The 18,616-nt window shown below is 59.3% G+C and carries 23 protein-coding genes; 15 read left to right on the forward strand and 8 right to left on the reverse strand.

Annotated elements, in window-relative coordinates:
• Positions 1-11: 11 nt before the first annotated feature.
• The 5 genes from OEG84_RS22590 to OEG84_RS22610 all read right to left on the reverse strand — a co-directional run bounded on the left by OEG84_RS22590 (position 12) and on the right by OEG84_RS22610 (position 5,566).
• Positions 12-227 (reverse strand): hypervirulence associated TUDOR domain-containing protein, encoded by a 216-nt coding sequence (locus OEG84_RS22590; protein ID WP_267655853.1) that lies wholly within the window; start codon positions 225-227, stop codon positions 12-14.
• A gap of 200 nt (positions 228-427) precedes the next feature.
• Entirely contained in the window at positions 428-2,887 is a 2,460-nt protein-coding gene (locus OEG84_RS22595; protein ID WP_267655854.1) for an EAL domain-containing protein, read from the reverse strand.
• Positions 2,888-3,064: 177 nt separating this feature from the next.
• Positions 3,065-3,364 carry a Dabb family protein gene (locus tag OEG84_RS22600; protein WP_267655855.1) on the reverse strand — a complete coding sequence of 100 codons (300 nt, stop codon included), beginning with the start codon at positions 3,362-3,364 and terminating at the stop codon, positions 3,065-3,067.
• 92 nt (positions 3,365-3,456) lie between these two features.
• Positions 3,457-4,341, reverse strand: coding sequence for an NAD-dependent epimerase/dehydratase family protein (locus tag OEG84_RS22605; protein ID WP_267655856.1), 885 nt, complete (start codon positions 4,339-4,341; stop codon positions 3,457-3,459).
• A 34-nt stretch (positions 4,342-4,375) separates the two neighbouring features.
• Positions 4,376-5,566, reverse strand: a complete 1,191-nt coding sequence (locus OEG84_RS22610; RefSeq protein WP_267655857.1) for a BaiN/RdsA family NAD(P)/FAD-dependent oxidoreductase — start codon at positions 5,564-5,566, stop codon at positions 4,376-4,378.
• Between the two features lie 170 nt (positions 5,567-5,736).
• On the opposite strand from OEG84_RS22610, the gene OEG84_RS22615 reads away from it, so the two are divergent.
• Complete coding sequence (locus OEG84_RS22615; protein WP_267655858.1) at positions 5,737-6,828, forward strand: hypothetical protein; 1,092 nt, start codon at positions 5,737-5,739, stop codon at positions 6,826-6,828.
• Between the two features lie 104 nt (positions 6,829-6,932).
• Here the strand turns inward: OEG84_RS22615 and OEG84_RS22620 are convergent, their stop codons facing one another.
• A complete protein-coding gene (locus OEG84_RS22620) occupies positions 6,933-7,214 on the reverse strand; it encodes a glycine zipper domain-containing protein (RefSeq protein WP_267655859.1) in 282 nt (93 codons plus the stop codon).
• Positions 7,215-7,509: 295 nt separating this feature from the next.
• On the opposite strand from OEG84_RS22620, the gene OEG84_RS22625 reads away from it, so the two are divergent.
• The 3 genes from OEG84_RS22625 (at position 7,510) to OEG84_RS22635 (ending at position 10,263) form a co-directional block, all read left to right on the forward strand.
• Positions 7,510-8,910, forward strand: a complete 1,401-nt coding sequence (locus OEG84_RS22625; RefSeq protein WP_267655860.1) for a M24 family metallopeptidase — start codon at positions 7,510-7,512, stop codon at positions 8,908-8,910.
• A 179-nt stretch (positions 8,911-9,089) separates the two neighbouring features.
• On the forward strand, positions 9,090-9,950 hold the full coding sequence (locus OEG84_RS22630) for an urease accessory protein UreD (protein WP_267655861.1): 861 nt from the start codon (positions 9,090-9,092) through the stop codon (positions 9,948-9,950).
• 10 nt (positions 9,951-9,960) lie between these two features.
• Positions 9,961-10,263, forward strand: a complete 303-nt coding sequence (locus OEG84_RS22635) for an urease subunit gamma (RefSeq protein ID WP_267655862.1) — start codon at positions 9,961-9,963, stop codon at positions 10,261-10,263.
• Positions 10,264-10,365: 102 nt separating this feature from the next.
• Here the strand turns inward: OEG84_RS22635 and OEG84_RS22640 are convergent, their stop codons facing one another.
• Positions 10,366-10,857: a hypothetical protein gene (locus OEG84_RS22640; protein ID WP_267655863.1), complete on the reverse strand. Its 492-nt coding sequence runs from the start codon at positions 10,855-10,857 to the stop codon at positions 10,366-10,368.
• Positions 10,858-11,250: 393 nt separating this feature from the next.
• Between OEG84_RS22640 and OEG84_RS22645 the strand changes: the two genes are divergently transcribed.
• The 11 genes from OEG84_RS22645 (at position 11,251) to ureG (ending at position 17,826) form a co-directional block, all read left to right on the forward strand.
• Entirely contained in the window at positions 11,251-11,556 is a 306-nt protein-coding gene (locus OEG84_RS22645) for an urease subunit beta (protein ID WP_267655864.1), read from the forward strand.
• Entirely contained in the window at positions 11,556-11,882 is a 327-nt protein-coding gene (locus tag OEG84_RS22650; RefSeq protein ID WP_267655865.1) for a hypothetical protein, read from the forward strand. The genes OEG84_RS22645 and OEG84_RS22650 overlap by 1 nt, the downstream gene beginning before the upstream one ends.
• A 476-nt stretch (positions 11,883-12,358) precedes the next feature.
• Positions 12,359-12,493: a hypothetical protein gene (locus tag OEG84_RS22655; RefSeq protein ID WP_267655866.1), complete on the forward strand. Its 135-nt coding sequence runs from the start codon at positions 12,359-12,361 to the stop codon at positions 12,491-12,493.
• 124 nt (positions 12,494-12,617) lie between these two features.
• A complete protein-coding gene (locus OEG84_RS22660; RefSeq protein WP_267655867.1) occupies positions 12,618-12,980 on the forward strand; it encodes a lysozyme inhibitor LprI family protein in 363 nt (120 codons plus the stop codon).
• A 171-nt stretch (positions 12,981-13,151) separates the two neighbouring features.
• Positions 13,152-14,864, forward strand: coding sequence for an urease subunit alpha (gene ureC / locus OEG84_RS22665; RefSeq protein ID WP_267655868.1), 1,713 nt, complete (start codon positions 13,152-13,154; stop codon positions 14,862-14,864).
• A gap of 103 nt (positions 14,865-14,967) precedes the next feature.
• Positions 14,968-15,402, forward strand: a complete 435-nt coding sequence (locus OEG84_RS22670; protein ID WP_324288241.1) for a host attachment family protein — start codon at positions 14,968-14,970, stop codon at positions 15,400-15,402.
• Between the two features lie 142 nt (positions 15,403-15,544).
• On the forward strand, positions 15,545-15,721 hold the full coding sequence (locus tag OEG84_RS22675; protein WP_267655869.1) for a hypothetical protein: 177 nt from the start codon (positions 15,545-15,547) through the stop codon (positions 15,719-15,721).
• A 111-nt stretch (positions 15,722-15,832) separates the two neighbouring features.
• Entirely contained in the window at positions 15,833-16,330 is a 498-nt protein-coding gene (locus OEG84_RS22680; protein ID WP_267656296.1) for an urease accessory protein UreE, read from the forward strand.
• Positions 16,323-16,541, forward strand: coding sequence for a DUF6434 domain-containing protein (locus OEG84_RS22685; protein WP_267655870.1), 219 nt, complete (start codon positions 16,323-16,325; stop codon positions 16,539-16,541). The genes OEG84_RS22680 and OEG84_RS22685 overlap by 8 nt, the downstream gene beginning before the upstream one ends.
• Positions 16,538-17,197: an urease accessory protein UreF gene (locus tag OEG84_RS22690; RefSeq protein ID WP_267655871.1), complete on the forward strand. Its 660-nt coding sequence runs from the start codon at positions 16,538-16,540 to the stop codon at positions 17,195-17,197. The genes OEG84_RS22685 and OEG84_RS22690 overlap by 4 nt, the downstream gene beginning before the upstream one ends.
• A complete protein-coding gene (gene ureG / locus OEG84_RS22695; protein WP_267655872.1) occupies positions 17,194-17,826 on the forward strand; it encodes an urease accessory protein UreG in 633 nt (210 codons plus the stop codon). The genes OEG84_RS22690 and ureG overlap by 4 nt, the downstream gene beginning before the upstream one ends.
• A gap of 22 nt (positions 17,827-17,848) precedes the next feature.
• On the opposite strand, the gene OEG84_RS22700 is transcribed toward ureG, so the two are convergent.
• A complete protein-coding gene (locus OEG84_RS22700; protein WP_267655873.1) occupies positions 17,849-18,583 on the reverse strand; it encodes a proteasome-type protease in 735 nt (244 codons plus the stop codon).
• Positions 18,584-18,616 lie beyond the last annotated feature (33 nt).

Below are 18,616 nucleotides of genomic sequence, written 5' to 3' on the forward strand. Positions count from 1 at the left end.
TGCAACCGTGGTCAGGTATCTGCGAGTTTGGTCAGCGCCTGTTCCCGGTGTGCGGCAATGTGATCGGTCTTGTCGCTCTTGATTTCATATTGCGGGTTTTCAGCCGTGGCGCGATGGCAATGGCCCTTGTAGTCGAAATCCCGTTCGTGGATCTTGATGATGTGGCCACTGACATGACCGGCTTCCGAGTTCCAGTCGACATGATCGCCTTTCTTGAATTTGGCCATGACACTCTCCTTTCAGGATCATAACCGATAGACGCGCCAAGGGTTCCCGACAAAATTGTGTCGATTGTGTCGATTGTGTCGATTGTGTCGGTCCTGCGTCTTGCTGTCCGGATCGGATATATGGCGCTACCGGCATGCTCCCCTCCGATCGCTCGGACACAGGAGCGCGGCCCCCGACCCCGAATCGCAGGCTTGGCGTCTTAGGCGATCTTTTTGAGGCTGGTTGCCAGCCGTCGCTCGACCAAATCCGCCAGTGGTTCGGGACGATGCAGGTGAAAGCCCTGACCGAAGGTCACGCCAATCTGGCGGAGCTGTTCGACGGTCGCCTCGTCTTCGATCTTTTCGGCAACGATGTAAAGCCCGAGCTCCTTGGCGATGCCGGTCATCGAGGAAACGATGGCGCGATCGAAGCGGCTTTCCGTCAGTTTCTCCACAAAACTACCATCGATCTTGATGCAATTGATCGGGAACTGGCGCAGATAATCGAACGAACTCAGGCCCGAGCCGAAATCATCCAGGCAAACTGTGCACCCATGCTCGCGTGCGTTGCGGACGAATTGGTCAGCGGTTTCAAAACAGGTCACTGCAGCCGTCTCGGTAATTTCGAAAGCGATCCGCGCAGAGGGAGCCCCGGTTTTCTCGATAGCCGATTTGATGAACGGCCAGAGCTGCGGATCGCATAATGTCTGGGCCGAAAGGTTGAAGCCCAGCGTCAGGCCGACGGCCTCCATGACCGGACCATATTTGCTCAGCGCGGAATTGATGATCCAGCGATCCAGTGTCGATGCCATTCCGAACCGCTCGGCAGCGGGAATGAAATCGCCCGGTGGAATGATCTTGCCGTCGCGATCCTGCAGGCGGGCGAGGATCTCGATCCGCCCTGACCATTCGTGCGGGGTCTTCATCGAGCGGATTTCCTGGCCGAACAGCTTAATCCGGTTTTCCCCGATCGCTTCGGTCAGCTCGGCAACCCGCCGCGCTGCGGTAAGCCCTGAGGTGAGAAAACTGGTGTCCTCGGCAAAAGTCGAATGCCTGCTGCGCCCGGCCGATTTGGCGGCGTAGCAGGCGTCATCGGCGCGCGCCATGGCGTCTGCCGGGATGACCGAGGTGTCGTTGATGATGGCAATGCCGACGCTGCAGCCAAGTGGCTGACGAACATCGGTAAAGCGCAAGTCGACACTGCGCACTGCTTCGATAACGGTATCGGCTGTTGTTTTCGCAGACGCTTCGTTTGATGCCGGCAGCAGGATGGCAAATTCATCGCCGCCAAGCCGGGCAAACACCGCGCCGGCAGGAAGGTTCTCACTTACGCTTGAAGCAATCATCCGCAGGGCTTCATCGCCTGCGGCATGGCCGGCACAGTCGTTCAGCGCCTTGAAGTGATCAAGGTCGATGTAGAGAATGGCAAATGGTGTCTTGTCGGCGCTGACGATGGCGTTTTCGAGCTCTTCGTCAAAGGCAACCCGGTTGAGCAGTCCACTGAGCGCGTCGTGGCGTGCCGCATAGGCGAGTTCGCGTTGCCGTTTTGCTTCCTCGGTTACGTCCTGAAAGGTGCAGACGCTGCCCCACAATTCACCGTTGGATGAAAGGATCGGGCTGCGCCTGCATTTGAAGATGCCGGATTTGAGGCCGGTGACAGTACAGTCGCCATCGATGTCGACCGGGGCCTCGCTGCCAGCCTCGGCCAATTCCGCGCCGAACACTTCGGCAAACGGCTCGCCAACGAGTTCGGGCTGCGTGCGCGCCAACATTTTCGATGCAGCCGGATTGCCAAAGGTGATCCGTCCGTCGACATCAGTGCTGATTACTGCATCGCTGATGGATTCCAAGGTTACCTTGTAGCGCTCTTTTTCTGCCAGCAACGCGTCGGCGGCGCTGACCTCGTCGGTGACATCCCTGATGGTGCCGACCAGAAACCCGGAGCTGTCCTCCTCCGGCACAAATTTTGCGAGCGTTTCAACGTGACGGATTTCTCCGTCTTCACGGATGATCCGGTAGCGAAGGGTAACTTCGGTGCTGTTTGTCAGCGCCTGAAGGTGCTCGCGCTCGGTACGCTCCTGGTCATCCGGGTGAAGATGCCCGTGCCAGGCGGCTGGCACGACATCTTCCGGTCCCGGTGCCAGTCCGAATATCTCACGGGTCCGAGCGTCCCAGTTACTCTGCTGGCGGTCTATGTCGAAGTGCCAGATGCCCATTCCTGATGCTGCGAGCGTGAGCCTGAATCGCTCGTTTACCCTGCGGAGGTTTCGTTCGGCCTGCTTGTGGCGTGTGATGTCGGTCTGGACACCAACGACGCGGAGCGGCCGTCCAGCGTTATCACGCTCGACAACAGCGCCCCTGTCCAGTACCCAAATCCAGTGGCCATCCTTGTGCCGCAGGCGCAGTTCGGTTTCGATGCTTTCGGTCTCGCCGGCGATGTGCAGATCACCGCTCCGGATCGATCGTTCCCGGTCGTCGGGGTGAACAAGCATCAGCCATAGATCGGCGTCATCCGCAAAGTCGCTCCTCTGGTAGCCGAGCATCCGGCACCACGGTTCGGAGTAATCACAGCGCCCCGTGCGCAGATCCCAATTCCAGACACCCAGGCCTGCCGCATCCAGGGCGCGTTCCCAAGTGTCGGATTCGCAAGTGTGAATATCGGTCAGATTATTGATGTTCAAAACGATTTTCCGATCGTCATGGTTTGGCCTTTGAAGAAGACCTAACAGAAGAACACCAAGAACTTGTTACCGAGCAGCGCTCGCCCGTCAGGAACCACGGCCAACGCCTCCGATTGCTGGTTTTCGTATCGGTATTGTCAATTATGCGTTTATGTCGCTGAGGTGTATTCCGGCAGATCAACCGGTCATCGGCACGTAGTCGATTTCCAGGAATTCCTTGACCTCCGGCAACCAGCGGTCGCGCACGAATGCCACGTGGTCCGGGTGATTGTTGTAAAAATCGTAAGCCTCCTGATTGGCAAATTCCATCGACAGGCCATAGCTGAAGTTGTTCTTGGCGCCGGTTTGGCGCAGCACTTCGAACTGCTCGACGCCGGCAATTGCAGAGAGAATGCGCCGTGCGTCGGCAAGAAAATGCTGCTCACGATCAGAGCCTTTTTCATGTTTCAGGCTGAACGTAACTGTGTGTCTGATCATTGTGGCTAATCCTATGGCTTAAGTCAGGTTTAGGGGTATTTGATTAAAGGCGAGCTTCTTTCTGCAGGAAAAGGCAGCGTCGAAGCCAGGCGCTATTTTACATGTTTGCGCCAGTTGTGTTCCTCGACAAAACCCAGCATCTCGCGAATTTTGCGATTGGAATAGAGCGCTTCGTGCTCGCCCATCTCCCGACTGAAGGCGACACCGGGAAAAAACCGTTCGGCGATCTCGGCCGTCGGCAGGTCAACTGAATTGGTGTCATTGCCGGCATTGAAGATCTGGAAGCCCAGCCCGTCGGTCGTCAGGCATCGGTCGACGATCTGGCCCAGATCGCGGGCGTCGATGTAACAGAATATGTTGCGGCGACGCACTTCGGGGTGGGCGAAGAACCCCGGAAACAGATCATATTCGTGCGGCTCGATCACATTGCCGATGCGCAGCGCATAGATGTCGAACCCCGAACGGCGCTGGAAGCCGCGCGCCGTCTGCTCGTTGACCACCTTCGACAGACCATAGGAATCCATCGGGTTGACATCCATGTCCTCTTCCACCGGCAGGCTGGGCGGGCTGACCTCGCCATCGGCAAAGCAGACACCATAGGTGGTCTCCGACGAGGCAACGATGATTTTGGAAATTCCAAGCTTCACCGCGGCTTCCACGACATTGTAGGTGCCGATCGTGTTGATCCGGAAGGTTTCATTGTCGGGGCGAATGAGGATGCGCGGCACAGCTGCAAAATGCACCACTGCGTCGAATTTCGGCACTCCGGTCCCCGGTTCCAGTTCGTCGAAATTGGCGTAGCTGGTCATGACGTTGAACATCTCTCCCGACTGGGTGATGTCAGCGGTCAGATTGTCGACGCCGGGATGGTCAAGCGGAGTCAGGTCGACATTGACCACACGATGGCCCTGATCGAGAAGATAGGGAATGACATGCCGTCCGGCCTTGCCGGATCCGCCTGTAAACAAAATGCGCATTTTAGTCTCCCTGTCTTCAATAGAATCCATAGTGTCAGGCGTGCCGTCCGGCAGCCACGCCCGATGACCATGCCCACTGGAAATTGTGTCCGCCCAGATGGCCCGTCACATCCATGACCTCGCCGATGAAATGTAGCCCCGGGACCAGCCGGCTTTCCATGGTTTTCTGATTTAATTGCGCCGTGTCGACGCCGCCGAGCGTGACTTCCGCCGTCCGGTAGCCTTCGGTGCCGCCGGGCACCACGCGAAATTCATGAAACCTGGCCGCCATTTGCTCGATCGCCGCATTGTTCATGTCGGCCAGCCGCACCGCTGGTATTCCGGCCTCACGTTCAAGCTGCTGAACCAGCCGTTTCGGCAAGGCTTCGCCCAGTATTGTCCAGGGCGCGCTTTTCGGCCGGTTCGTCCGTTCCGATTTCAGCAGGTCTGAGAGATTTTGCTCGGGTGCCAGGTCGGCGATCACCGCATCGCCCTCGCGCCAGTACGAAGAGACTTGCAGCATCGCCGGTCCCGACAAGCCGCGATGGGTAAACAGCATCGCCTCCTTGAAGCGGGCGCCATTGCAGTGGGCATCGACATCCAGCGACACGCCCGACAGACCGCTCCAGCTTTCGGCCATGTTGGAGGCCCAGGTAAACGGCACCAGTCCGGCGCGAGTTTCTGTCACTTCGTGGCCGAACTGCCGGGCAATATCATAACCAAGGCCGGTGGCGCCCATTTTCGGGATCGATTTTCCGCCGGTGGCGATCACCAGTCGATCGGATTGCCAGACCCCGCCGCTGGTCCGGACCTCAAAACCCTCATCGATCCGGCTGACGTCGGTGATTTCGGTCGCAAGCTGGAGCCGCGCACCGGCTTCGGTCATGTCATCGGTCAGCATGGCGATGATCTGCCGGGCCGAGCCATCGCAAAACAGTTGCCCCAGCGCTTTCTCATGGAACGCAATGTTGCGGGCTTTCACCCGGTCGATGAAATCGTGCTGGGTGAAGGATTTGAGCGCGGAAATGGCAAAGCGCGGATTGGCTGACAGAAAGTTCGAGGGGCTGCAATGGAGATTGGTGAAGTTGCAGCGGCCGCCGCCCGAGATGCGGATCTTCTCGCCAGGTGCGCGGGCGTGATCGACGATGACCACCGAGCGGCCGCGACGCGCGGCTTCTATGGCGCAGATCATGCCCGCAGCACCTGCGCCAAGCACCATCACATCCACTTTGGTGGTTCTGGACATTTTTTCTCCGTTTTCGCACCGATCGGATTGTGACTGAGGCTCTAGCAGATGCAGCTTCTGCGACAAACCCCGTGACCTCCTGCGGCGCATAATCCGGCGGAAAGCCGAAAAGCAATTCCGGTCTCCAAGCCGATGTTGTAGGAATGCCGGATCGCATTCTGGAACAGACCATGACCCTTCACACGTTTGACTTCGACCCAATCACCATCAGTCTTGATGCGAGCTCCGGCCACATAGCCAGGCTCACCGTCAGCGATGGCGAGCGCACGTTGACACCGTTGCACCGGGCGCCATGGATCGATGACCCGGCCGCAACATTCCCGCCCGACACCCCGCTGACAGTCCAGCGCCTGTCTGGAGATTTCTTCTGCGCTCCGTTCGGGCGCAATGATGTTGAAGAGGCACCCTTGCATGGCTGGCCGTCCAACTGCAGTTGGGAGCATATCGGCACGACACAGGCAGAAAAACGTCTGCAAGCTGCATTCCGGCTTTCGCGGCTTGTGATGGGCGCTACCGTTGAAAAACGAATTACGTTGGTGGCAGGCCACCCGTTTATCTACCAGGAGCATCGGTTTATTGGCGGCGCCGGCGCCGTATCGGCTGCCCACCATGTCATGGTGCATATGCAGGAGGGGGGCGAACTGGCGTTCTCGCCCAAATCATATGCGGTGAGCCCACCCGGCGCGCTGGAGCCGGATCCGGCTCACGGCCGCTCGGTGTTCGCCTATCCGGCGAAGACTCACGATCTTACCGCTTTTCCGCTGGCTGACGGCGGCACTGCCGATCTCACCCGTTATCCGCCGGCGACCAGCCATGAAGATTTTCTCACCTTGGTTGAACAACCGGGGCGGTCGCTGGGTTGGAGTTGCATTACCCGCCGAGCTGAAGCCGACCGGGTCATCATTCTCAAACAGCCGCAGGTTCTGCCCGTCACCATGTTGTGGTTCAGCAATGGCGGCCGTGATTACGCGCCATGGTCTGGCCGTCATACCGGTGTGCTTGGCATTGAAGACGCTCGCGCCTCGTCACTTGGTCATGCGGCATCGATTGCCGGCAATGATTTAAACCGTGACGGGGTGGAGACTGCGTTTGCGTTGGGGGAAGCAGGTGAAGTGGTGATTCGTCAGGTAATTGGCGCGTGCCGGGTTGCGTCCGGTGAAGGGACGGTCCGCGATATTACCATCGAAGCGGATAGCCTCACGTTGCATTTTGATAACGCGTCACCACGATCCTTGCCGTTTGACCCTGGCTATCTGGCGTAACTGAGCCGGCGCGATTTTGACATGCCTGCTGCCAAGACAAATTGAACCCCGCCCGGACGGCCTGAAAGCCGGGGCGGGGCTCAATTGTTCAGAGCAGCGCTAAATCAGCAAGCTGCCTCATAGACCCGACCGCGGGCGTCGCGGTAGCGGCACATGCCAGGAGTTGTCGCCGCACCGATGAGTGCGCCTGCTGCGCCGCCAATCAGCGCGCCGGTGGCGACACCGCGACCGCTGCTGCCGGTAGCCGCAGCAATCAGCGCCCCGGTTCCTGCCCCGACAACCGCACCGGTTCCAGCCCGCTGTTCAGTGGTGGTGCAGCCAGCGAGGGCAATGAGGGAAACCGCTGCAAGCGTTGAAATTGCGATACGTTTCATGGGTGACTCCATTGAGATGCGGCTACAAAAAAACGGAGACGGTTCTACTCGAACGAGTGCTCCCGCTTCCGGGCCAAGGTTTCATTATACAATATCACGATGGCTGACACCATCATGGCGATGCTCATTGCAAGTGCAAGCGTAGAAATCAACATGGTCAGTCCTTTCGGTCCATTCATTGATCGTTAAACGCTGCAGAGAGCCGTTTGGTTTCCTTTTGCCTGAAATAATGTTTCCGCCTTCACCCGCGCTTGCCTCTTCCGGCCATCCTTGTAGGCTTCGCGGTGCCACCAGCACGGAGCCCGAGATGAGCAAGCCAATCCGCCTGATTGAGACCGAATGGCCCGATTACGACGCCGCACCGTTGCCTGCCGTCCGCGATGCTGCCGTGTACCGCCGGCGGCTGCAGGCCACGCGTGAGCGGATGGAGCTTGTCGGCCTGGATACGCTGGTCGTCTACGCTGATCGCGAGCATTTCGGCACCATGGTATGGCTGACGGGCTTCGATCCACGTTTCGAGGAAGCCTTGCTGGTTCTCAGCAAGGACCGCCTGCCGCTGTTCATCGTCGGCAATGAATGCGAGAATTATCTTGGCGCCAGTCCGATGTTTGCCGTCGGCGAAATCCGGCACGAGCGCTACCAGCCATTCTCCCTGATCAGCCAGCCGCGCGCCGACAGCCGCCAATTGGCCGAAATTCTGGCCGGCGAGGGGATAGGCAGCGGATCCCGCGTCGGCGTAGCCGGCTGGAAGTATTTTACCGAGGGCGAACACCCGGATCCAGCGCACGCCATCGAGGCGCCGTCCTTCATTGCCGATACGTTGCGCGCCCTGGCAGGCTACGATGCCGTCACCAACCAGACCGCCATGTTCATGAACCCGCTGGACGGTTTGCGCACGATTGCCGATGCCGATGATATCGCCCTGTTCGAACACGCCAACTCGGTGGTATCGCGCAGCGTCCGGGCGATGATTTTTGCCATGCGCGAGGGCATGAGCGATTTCGAGGTGCTGCAGGCAGCCGGCATGAACGGCATGCCGCTGGGGTGTCATCCGACCTTTTGTACCGACGACAGCGCACCGCTGGGGCTGGCAGGCCCGAGCGGCAACACATTGCAACTCGGCCAGCCACTGTCTTTCAACATGTGTGTCTGGCGCGCCAATTGCTGCCGCGCCGGCTGGCTGGCGCATGGTGCTAACGACCTTCCCGAGCCGTCACGCGATTATGTGGAAGCCTTCGCTGGGCCCTATGTGCAGGCGCTCGACCGCTGGTTCTCGATGATGCGCCCGGGCGTGTCGGGCGGCGCGGTGAAGGCAGAGATCGACCGTCTGTTGCCCTTTGAGAAATTCGGCGTGTTTCTCAATCCAGGTCATCTCATCGACACCGATGAATGGTTGTCGTCGCCGATATTTGAGGGGTCCCAAATGCCGCTGCGCTCGGGCCACGTCATGCAGGTCGACATCATTCCTTCGTCACCAGTCTATTTCTCCACCCGCATGGAGGACACGATTGTCATCGCCGACGATAGCCTGCGCGCCGATCTCAAGGCCCGGCATCCCGATGTTCATGCGCGCATAACCGCGCGGACATCCTTCATGCGCGATGTCATGGGGTTCGATGTGCCCGATTCCATGCTGCCGCTGTCGGACATGGCGGGCATCGCCCCGCCGTTCTTGTTCAGCCCCGAAAAACTGATCGCACTCGGGTGATCTGTTGAGCGGCATGACGGCCGGATGGGCTGTCGCCTCTCACCTGCACAAAGTTTGGGCTGGTTGCCTGTTGTTTGGCCGGTATTCGGTGCTTCGCGCACACGAAACGCCCTTGCGCCGAAACCATCCATTCTTGATTATCGGACCCGATGATCCGCGCTGATCGAAATAGGATGCCCATGACCTCCATATTTCCAGTTCCGACAACCGCAGCCAGCGTTGCCATGCAGCGCACGCGCGGCGAGGGGCGGCTATCCGTCAAGCTGTCGGATGGCCAAAGCCGCATCGATCGCCTGTATCAGGAAGGCTCGGCGCGCATCCGCTTGCCGCGTGTACCTCGCGGCGTGCCCCTTGAGGCGGTGCTGATAAACACCGCCGGTGGCCTGACCGGCGGCGACTGCATGGATTGGAGCTTCGAGGCCGGCGAGGGCACGCAGATGAGCCTGACCACTCAGGCCTGCGAAAAGACGTATAAGGCCGAGGGGCTCAGCGAGGCGGCGGTATCGGTAAGGTTGGCGCTGGCGCCATCAAGTGCGCTCATCTGGTTGCCGCAGGAGACCATCCTGTTTGATCGCGCGCGGTTGCGGCGAACCATTGACGTCAACATGGCGCCCGGCGCGCGGCTGCTGATGATCGAGCCGCTGGTGTTTGGCAGGCTGGCGATGGGCGAAGCGGTTGTCTCCGGAAACGTTCGTGATCGCTGGCGTGTGCGCGGTTCGGGTGGGTTGCTGCACGCCGAAGAGACACGGCTTGGCCCCGATATCGCCGCTGCGCTGACGCGCTCGGCAATCGCCAACGGCGGGCTCGCCATGGCAACCGTGCTGATGATTGCTCCGGAAGCCGAATCGAAGCTCGACCGGCTGCGCGACATCATCGGTATCTCCGGCGGTGCCAGCTTTATGCCAGGCAGGGAGGCTGGAACTGGCAAGCTTCTTGCGAGGCTGGTCGCCAAGGATAGCTATGAATTGCGCAAGATCCTTGTCCCGCTGATCCACCATCTCAACCGCGATGGCGGTGTGCCGAAAGTCTGGTCGCTATGAAAGACATGCCATGAACCTGACACCGAGAGAAAAAGACAAGCTGCTGGTCGCCATGGCGGCAATCGTCGCGCGCCGCAGGCTCGAGCGCGGTGTCAAGCTCAACCACCCCGAGGCAATTGCGCTGATCACCGATTTTGTCGTCGAGGGCGCGCGTGACGGCCGCCCTGTGGCCGAATTGATGGAGGCGGGTGCACATGTCATTACCCGTGACCAGGTGATGTCGGGCGTCGCCGAGATGATTCACGATATACAGGTGGAAGCCACGTTCCCCGATGGCACCAAGCTGGTGACCGTGCACCAGCCAATCCGCTAAGCCCGGTGCGGCCGCGTCCGGATGTGGGGTCGCCAAATCGTGGGTGAAGCAACAAAAGACGCGGGCCGGAGCCCGCGCCTGTCGGATAGCGTCGTTGTACGCTTAGCGCACGTATACCTTCAACTGTCCGTTGGCATCCGCCTTGGCCGCAACAACGCTGGCGATATTGACGCCTTCGGCCTCCAGTTTTTCGGAAACGGCGGCATTGGCGCGTAATGAAGTCTGCAGTTCGTCAACCGCCTCGCGGTTTTCCTTCAGCGCCGTATCGATGCCGTTGGCGGAAGCTTCAGCCGCGGTGTCGACGTGAACGACAGTCACAGCTTCAGCGTCGGTCATGGTCTGGACTTCCTTTGCCGCCTCGGCGTTGCCCTTGATCAGAGCCGCGACATTGGCGTCGCTGGCGGCCTGTCCGGTTGCGCCGGCGCTGGCTGAAAGATCGGTTGCGGCACCGGTGTTCGCGCCGGCGGATGAACCGGTATCGGCCGTGATGCCTGCGGCGGTGTCGCCGCCGACGGTGGCGCCAACCGAGCCGGCGACCGCCGGTGCGGCAGCCAGGGTGGTGGTGATCAGTGCGGTCGTGATAATCTTGCTCATGGATTTCATTGGATTGCGTCCTCTATTGATTTCCAGAATCACCCACCTCGACGGTGCGTGACAGGGCAAGAACGGTACCGGCGCGATATTGTTTCATCTTCGCTCAAGGTCATTTGGTGCATATTTCGTGACCAGACTGTGCCTGGTTTTTGACCATTTGCCTTATTTGATGGCAGCGGTGACGCTGACGTGGTCGTCGTTCAAACCACGTGGAAGTTCTGCGCCTATTGTTTCCGCGTTATGTGCTACAAGAGAAGCGTTCCGTTGTTGCCGGTAGAACCGTTTGCCGCATACTTCGGGTCAACCGATCCAAATCTGCCGGGTCCATCTCACTTCACGTTCATTCGGCAGCCTTCGTCTGCGCACCACCAAACTTCATGGAGAACCGCCTATATGATCCCAGGTGAAATCATCACGCCGGATGGCGATATCGAGCTCAACAGTGGCCTGGAGGCCATCACGCTCAAGGTTGCCAACACCGGCGACCGGCCGGTTCAGGTCGGCAGCCATTACCACTTTTTCGAATCCAATCCGGCGTTGAGCTTCGATCGCGCGCAAAGCCGCGGCAAGCGGCTGGATATTGCAGCTGGCACTGCTGTTCGCTTTGAACCCGGGCAGCAGCGCGATGTATCGCTGGTGGCGTTGTCGGGCGAGCGCACCGTCTACGGCTTCCGTCAGCAGATCATGGGCAAGCTGTAATGGCGAAGAAGCCGGTGACCCCGGCGCAGATCTGGCAGTCCTGGTCCGGCCTCGGCGTGCTGGCGTTCGAAGCCCAGTCGGTGATCAACATGCGGATGCTCGGGATGGCCGGGCTGTGGCCGGTTGGCAAAGCCGAAAACCAGAAAATGCTTTCGGAAAAGCCAGTCGCCTTTGCCAAGGCCTCGCAGGCTGCGGCGAAGATGGCCGCGTCCGGAGGCAGGCCCGATGAAATCCTTGCCGCAGCGATCGCACCGCTGACCAGAACTGCACGCGCCAACCGCAAGCGCCTGACCGGCGGTGTCGGCGCACGTCAAAAGAAAAGCTGATACGGGTTCCTCAAATAACGCGATGTTTGCCACACCCGGTCTTGCTTGGTTTGACCGGGATGGCTTGCTCGACTGCTTTCAAAACGAGGTGCATGCGTAAAATGTATGGATGGAATGTCAGAAGTTTCCGCTAAAAAGAAACCTGGAGTGTTTCGTTACTCACCGGTTGTCATGGTTTTGACGCTGTATGTTTTCTTGACTTTGTATAATATTGGAATGGTGAGCCTGGGAGATGGGCAATATGCATACTGTCATTTTGATGGTGTGAACATGGCTTATGTATTTGCTGGGGTTGCATTTGTCTGGATCGGAGGTGCGTCGATCATCCTTATAGGGTCGGCATTGGTCATGTATCTCCGGAAATGCGTACCCGACTGGGAGTGCTACCTATGGTCGACACTCACGCTGCCATTCCTATTGTATAGCATGGCTTTGATCAGGGGAGCTCGTTGTTCCGGTTTTGGGGCGATGTGACTATGGCTGACGCGATGGCCGCATTTGCCGGCAATGGCGACTGGCAGCTTGGTGTGATGAACATTTCCTTGGTGTTGAGCGCCATCGCCGCTCTGATGGGGATCAAATGGAGCATAAACCGGCATCGGGTCAGGTAAGATGATCTGCGTGTTTTTTGTGCCGGCAAATGGCCAGTTTTCGGCCAGGAAGGGAAATATCATGTTTGTCTTGCGGATGGTTGCGCGCCCTCTTTCGTTTTTGACTGTATTTGCAGTGCCTGCCTTGGCCGACGAAATGCCCGATTGCGTTAATCCGCAGTCCCAGTACGGAATGACCTATTGTGCCAGCGTGGACTACGAAGACGCAGACAATGATCTCAATGCACTGTGGCCCAGCATTGTCGCGGCTGCCAAGGCCAATGATGAATACGTGGCCGAGCAGGTAGAGGGCACTGATGTGCCCACCACGCTCGAAGCATTGCGCACGGCCCAGCGCGCCTGGATCAAGTTTCGCGACGCCCAATGTGAGTATGAAGCCTATGAGGTGTTCGGCGGAACCGCGCAGCCAATGGTTGGTAGCCTGTGCCTGGCGCGGCTGACGCGCGAGCGCATTGAAGTGCTTTCACAGGGTTTGTACAGCCGCTGAAGCATGGACGGACGGGGCGCATTCGGACGATAGCGTATATGGCTCATTCTGGCGTCAAGTCGCGCCTGCGCTTTCGGGAGAAGTTTGCATTGATATGAACGTGCTGGACTCTTGTGGCCCGGTTTTTGCTTCGCATTGTGTGTCCACTGTGAACGCCCTGAGGAACCGACCATGCCCGCCAGCATTTCCCGCGCCGCCTATGCCGCCATGTATGGCCCCACCGTCGGCGACAAGGTGCGGCTTGCCGACACTGAATTGTTCATCGAGGTGGAACGCGATTTCACCACCTATGGCGAAGAGGTCAAGTTTGGCGGCGGCAAGGTGATCCGCGACGGCATGGGCCAATCCCAGGTGACGCGCGCCGATGGCGCGGTCGATACTGTCATTACCAATGCGCTGGTTGTCGATTACACCGGCATCTTCAAAGCCGATATCGGGCTTCGTGACGGACGCATTGTCGCCATCGGCAAGGCCGGCAATCCTGACACCCAGCCCGGCGTCGATATCATCATCGGACCCGGCACCGAGATCATCGCCGGCGAAGGCAAGATCCTCACCGCCGGAGGCTTTGACAGCCATATTCATTTCATCTGCCCGCAGCAGATCGAGGAAGCACTGATGAGCGGCCTGACCACCATGCTCGGCGGCGGCACCGGGCCTGCCCATGGCACGCTGGCAACTACCTGCACCCCCGGCCCCTGGCATCTCGCCCGGATGATCGAAAGCGCCGACGCCTTCCCGATGAACCTGGCTTTCGCCGGCAAAGGCAACGCCTCGTTGCCTGGCGCGCTTGAAGAAATGATCCTCGGTGGCGCTTGTGCGCTCAAGCTGCACGAGGATTGGGGCACGACACCCGCGGCCATCGACAATTGCCTCACCGTGGCCGACCGGTTTGATGTCCAGGTGATGATCCACACCGACACGCTCAACGAAAGCGGCTTTGTCGAAAGCACGGTGGACGCACTCAAGGGCCGGACAATTCACGCCTTTCACACCGAAGGCGCCGGCGGCGGCCACGCCCCCGATATCATCAAGGTTTGCGGGCTCACCAACGTGATCCCGTCTTCGACCAACCCGACCCGACCCTATACCGTCAACACCATCGCCGAGCACCTCGACATGCTAATGGTCTGCCACCATCTCGATGCCTCGATCCCCGAGGATATCGCCTTTGCCGAAAGCCGAATCCGCAAGGAGACCATCGCCGCCGAGGATATCCTGCACGATATCGGCGCTTTTTCGATCATTGCCTCGGACAGTCAGGCCATGGGCCGCGTCGGCGAGGTGATCATCCGCACATGGCAGACCGCCGACAAGATGAAACGCCAGCGCGGACCTCTGCCCGGCGAGACCGGAGATAACGACAATCTCAGAGTCCGGCGCTATATCGCCAAATACACCATCAACCCGGCCATCGCCCAAGGCCTGTCTGGTCATATCGGCTCGATCGAGGTCGGCAAACGCGCTGATCTGGTGCTGTGGAACCCGGCCTTTTTCGGCGTCAAACCCGACATGGTGCTGCTCGGCGGTATGATCGCTGCGGCACCGATGGGTGATCCCAATGCCTCGATCCCGACCCCGCAGCCGGTGCACTACCGGATGATGTTCGGCGCTTACGGCAAGGCGCGGACCAATTCGTCGGTTACCTTCGTCAGCCAGGCAGCAATCGAGGACGGGCTGGCCCACAAGCTCGGCACCGCCAAGCAGATGTGCGCGGTTGAAAACACCCGCGGTGGCATTTCCAAGGCATCGATGCAGCTCAACGACGCCCTGCCGCATATCGAAGTCGATCCGGAAACCTACGAAGTCCGCGCCGATGGTGAACTGCTGACCTGCGAGCCCGCGACCGAACTGCCGATGGCGCAAAGGTATTTCCTGTTTTGATATCTTTTGCCACCATTGATCCCGGTCAAGCCGTAAATCCCCGAAATGGGGTTGGATGGGCCTCCAGCAATTCAGGATGGAGAGTTCAATGTCCGGAATAAGATTGAAGCACAAGGGTTGGGTCGTGGTTGCAGACGGCGAGAAGGCGCTGTTCCTGGAAAACGCAGGCACACCGAATAATCCGGCGCTGCAAGTATTCAATGCCTTTGAGCAGCCAAACCCGAAAACCGCCGCTCAGGGAACGGATCGTCCAGGCAGGGTGTCCAATGGCGCCGGCAATGCCCATCGCAGCGCGGTGCAAGAGACTGACTGGCATCGCCTGGCCAAGCATGAATTCGCCCGCGAGATCGCTTCAGTTCTTGAGAACAGTGCTCGTGCTGACCGTTTCGAACAACTGGTCCTTGTTGCGCCCGCCGTCGTCATCGGTGAACTGCGCAAGTTATTGTCGGGTTCCGTCGCTGACCGGATCATCTCCGAGTTGAACAAGGATCTTACCAGGCATCCAATACCTGAAATTGAAAAACTGCTCTTTGAATAGAAGCGCGCATGGTCACGGAACGGCCATCTGAACAGGAACAGCCAGCCATGCGCCAATTGCATGGCTGGCACACCCTTCAGGTGATTGTGCGGTGCAATATGAGGTTTACGATGGATTCGATCCAATATTCAGGAAAAACGTCATGGCTTACAATTATCGTTCCGTTCTCACCAATATCGGTCGCGCATTCGACGGTGTCGCCACGACCATTTCCGTCGCGCGCGAGGTGGACATGCTCTACAAGACTCCTGAATCGACATTCCGCGCCCGTGGTACCACCCGCGCTGCAGCTGTCCGCGCCGCTACGGATCGGCTCTAGGGCTGACGTCACAATCTTAGGCACAGCGGTAACGTCGCGGCTGGCGAAAATGGCTTCCCAGCAGTTGGCGGTGCTGAAGTGGGACCCCGGTTCAGACGCCGGGTCGTGCTGATGTTGACCTGCTCTTCTGTCATCCGCCATTTCCATGATCCGGTCGCATCCATCACGCTGGATGAAACCGCGCGGCACCGCCGCCGCATGCGGATGGTCTCGGATCGGCTGGAAAACGGCTCGACAATCGCCTTCCTGCTCGATCTGCCCGAAGCAAGGCTGCTGCGCCATGGCGACGGCCTGGTGCTTGACGATGGCCGCATCATCGAAGTGCGCGCCAAACCCGAGGCGTTGATGGAAGTTCGCGCCCGCGACCCGCGGCACCTGCTGACGCTGGCCTGGCAGATCGGCAACCGTCATCTGGCAGCGGAAATTACGGAACAAACAATTCGGCTCCGGCGGGACCACGTCATCCGCGACATGCTCATTGGACTCGGCGCCAGCGTCGTTGATATCGATGCACCGTTTGACCCTGAAGGTGGCGCCTATGGTGGCGCACATGCGGGCCATCATCATGACGATGGCCATGCGCATTCGCACGGGCACAGCCATGACTGACCGGCGGGACTGGCACAGCGATCCGATCACCAGCAAGACCGTGATTGATTCAGGCTACCGCAACACGCAAAACGTGCGCCGCTTTTTCACCGCAGAGATTGGCGATCATTTCAGGTTCGATCGATCCTTCATGGCCTGGATGAAGGCGCATACAGGATCGACCATGGGCGATGCGGTCGCTGAATGGCTACGCCGCGAGGGCGGCAGATGACGGACACAAAGGCACTTTTGCGGCTGATGAGCTGGTTGTCACCGGTGTTTCCGATCGGCGGTTTTGCTTACTCCGCCGGGCTTGAGCAATCGGTTCACGCCGGCCATGTCCATGATCTTAGTACGTTGGCGGACTGGATCACCGCGCAGATCACTCACGGCGCCCTGTGGAACGACACGGTCATTCTGGTTGAAGCACATCACAGTGCCAGTGATCGACAGGCGATAAGAGAAGCGTCCGAGCTATGCCTGGCGCTATGCGTCGGGCTGGAGCGGTACAATGAGACGATCAATCAGGGCACATCCTTCATTCAGGCTGTCTCCCATTGGGTGGAGCGCGGCGCAATGCCCGACAAGTCTACTCCGCTTCCAGTGGTTGTTGGCGTGGCGGCTGGGCTTGAGCGGATTGACCTGCAACTGACCGTAAGCGCCTATCTGCACGCCTTCGTCTCCAACCAGTTGCAATGCGCCATAAGACTGTCGATTGTCGGCCAGGAAGGCGCCGCTGAGGCTCTTGCCAGCCTCGAACCCGTCATCGAGCGCGCTGTCGAACGTGCCGCTGTGGCGACACTGGACGATCTTGGCGGGGCGGCGTTCATCGCCGACATCGCCGCCATGAACCACGAAACCTTGCAACCACGGCTGTTCCTGTCATGACCATATCCAATGGCCCTCTGCGCATCGGCATCGGCGGTCCCGTCGGCTCGGGCAAGACGGCGCTGACCGCGCAATTGTGCCAGGCGATGCGCGCGCACTACTCGCTGGCCGTCATCACCAACGACATCTACACCCGCGAGGACGCCGAGGCGCTGGTGCGGATGCAGGCGCTGCCGTCAGACCGGGTGATCGGTGTTGAAACCGGGGGCTGCCCGCACACGGCGATCCGCGAGGACGCCTCGCTCAATCTGCGCGCCATCGACGCGCTCAATCAGCGTCATCCAGATCTGGATGTGATTTTCATCGAATCCGGTGGCGACAATCTCGCCGCCACCTTCTCGCCGGATCTCGCCGACCTGACCATCTATGTTATTTCGGTGTGCCAGGGCGAAGATATCCCGCGCAAGGGCGGTCCGGGGATCACCCGCTCGGATCTGCTGCTGATCAACAAGATGGATCTGGCGCCCCATGTCGGCGCCGATCTCAAAGTGATGGAGCGTGATGCCGGTACTGGCCGGGCAGGGCGGCCCTATCTGTTCACCGACATGCGCCGCGGCGCCGGTGTTGACGCAGTGGTGGCCTTCATCGAGGAAACTGGTGGGCTGGCCCGCCGTGCGGTGGCCGAATAATTCTCAGTTCCGTTGGAAATGCTTAGTCCCGCTGGAAATCCGGCAGGCTATCGAAGGCCGAGCGCAGCGCGTCGGACCAACCCTCTGAGATTTCCCGGTAGTAGGGATCGTTGGCCTCAATCCGCTTCTCGTAGCCCTTGTTGAGGCTGTCGCGTTCATAAAACTGCAAATCCAGCGGCAGTCCGACCGACAGGTTGGATTTCAGCGTTGAATCGAACGAGACATAAAGCAGCTTGGCCGCCTTCTCAAAGCTCATGTCGAGATCGAGCGCGCGCACGAGAATGGGCTTGCCGTATTTGTGCTCGCCGACCTGGAAGAACGGGTTATCATCAGTGGCCTCGATGAAATTGCCTTCCGGATAAATCAGGAACATCCGCATTTCGCCGCCGGCAATCTGGCCGCCGACAATGAAGGTGGCACTGAAGGCCGCTTCGCTCTGCAGGCCGCCATCGGTCGCAGACTTGATCACGTCGCGCACGGTTTCGCCGATCAGCCGGGCCACCTGAAACATCGACGGAACATCCATGATGTCGGGGTTGCGGTCACTGGCAGCCTTCATGTGCTCTTCCAGCATGCCGACCACGGTCTGGGTGGTCGCCAGGTTGCCTGCCGACATCAGCGTGATCAGCCGGTCACCCGGCTTGCACCAGGTGTACATCTTGCAAAACGAGGAAATATTGTCGACGCCCGCATTGGTGCGGGTGTCCGACATGAATACCATGCCTGAGTTGAGGCGTAGTCCGACGCAATAAGTCATTGTCTGAGAATCCGCCCTTCAAGCCGATGAGTC

The sequence above is a fragment of the Hoeflea algicola genome (assembly GCF_026619415.1).
Classification (GTDB): domain Bacteria; phylum Pseudomonadota; class Alphaproteobacteria; order Rhizobiales; family Rhizobiaceae; genus Hoeflea; species Hoeflea algicola.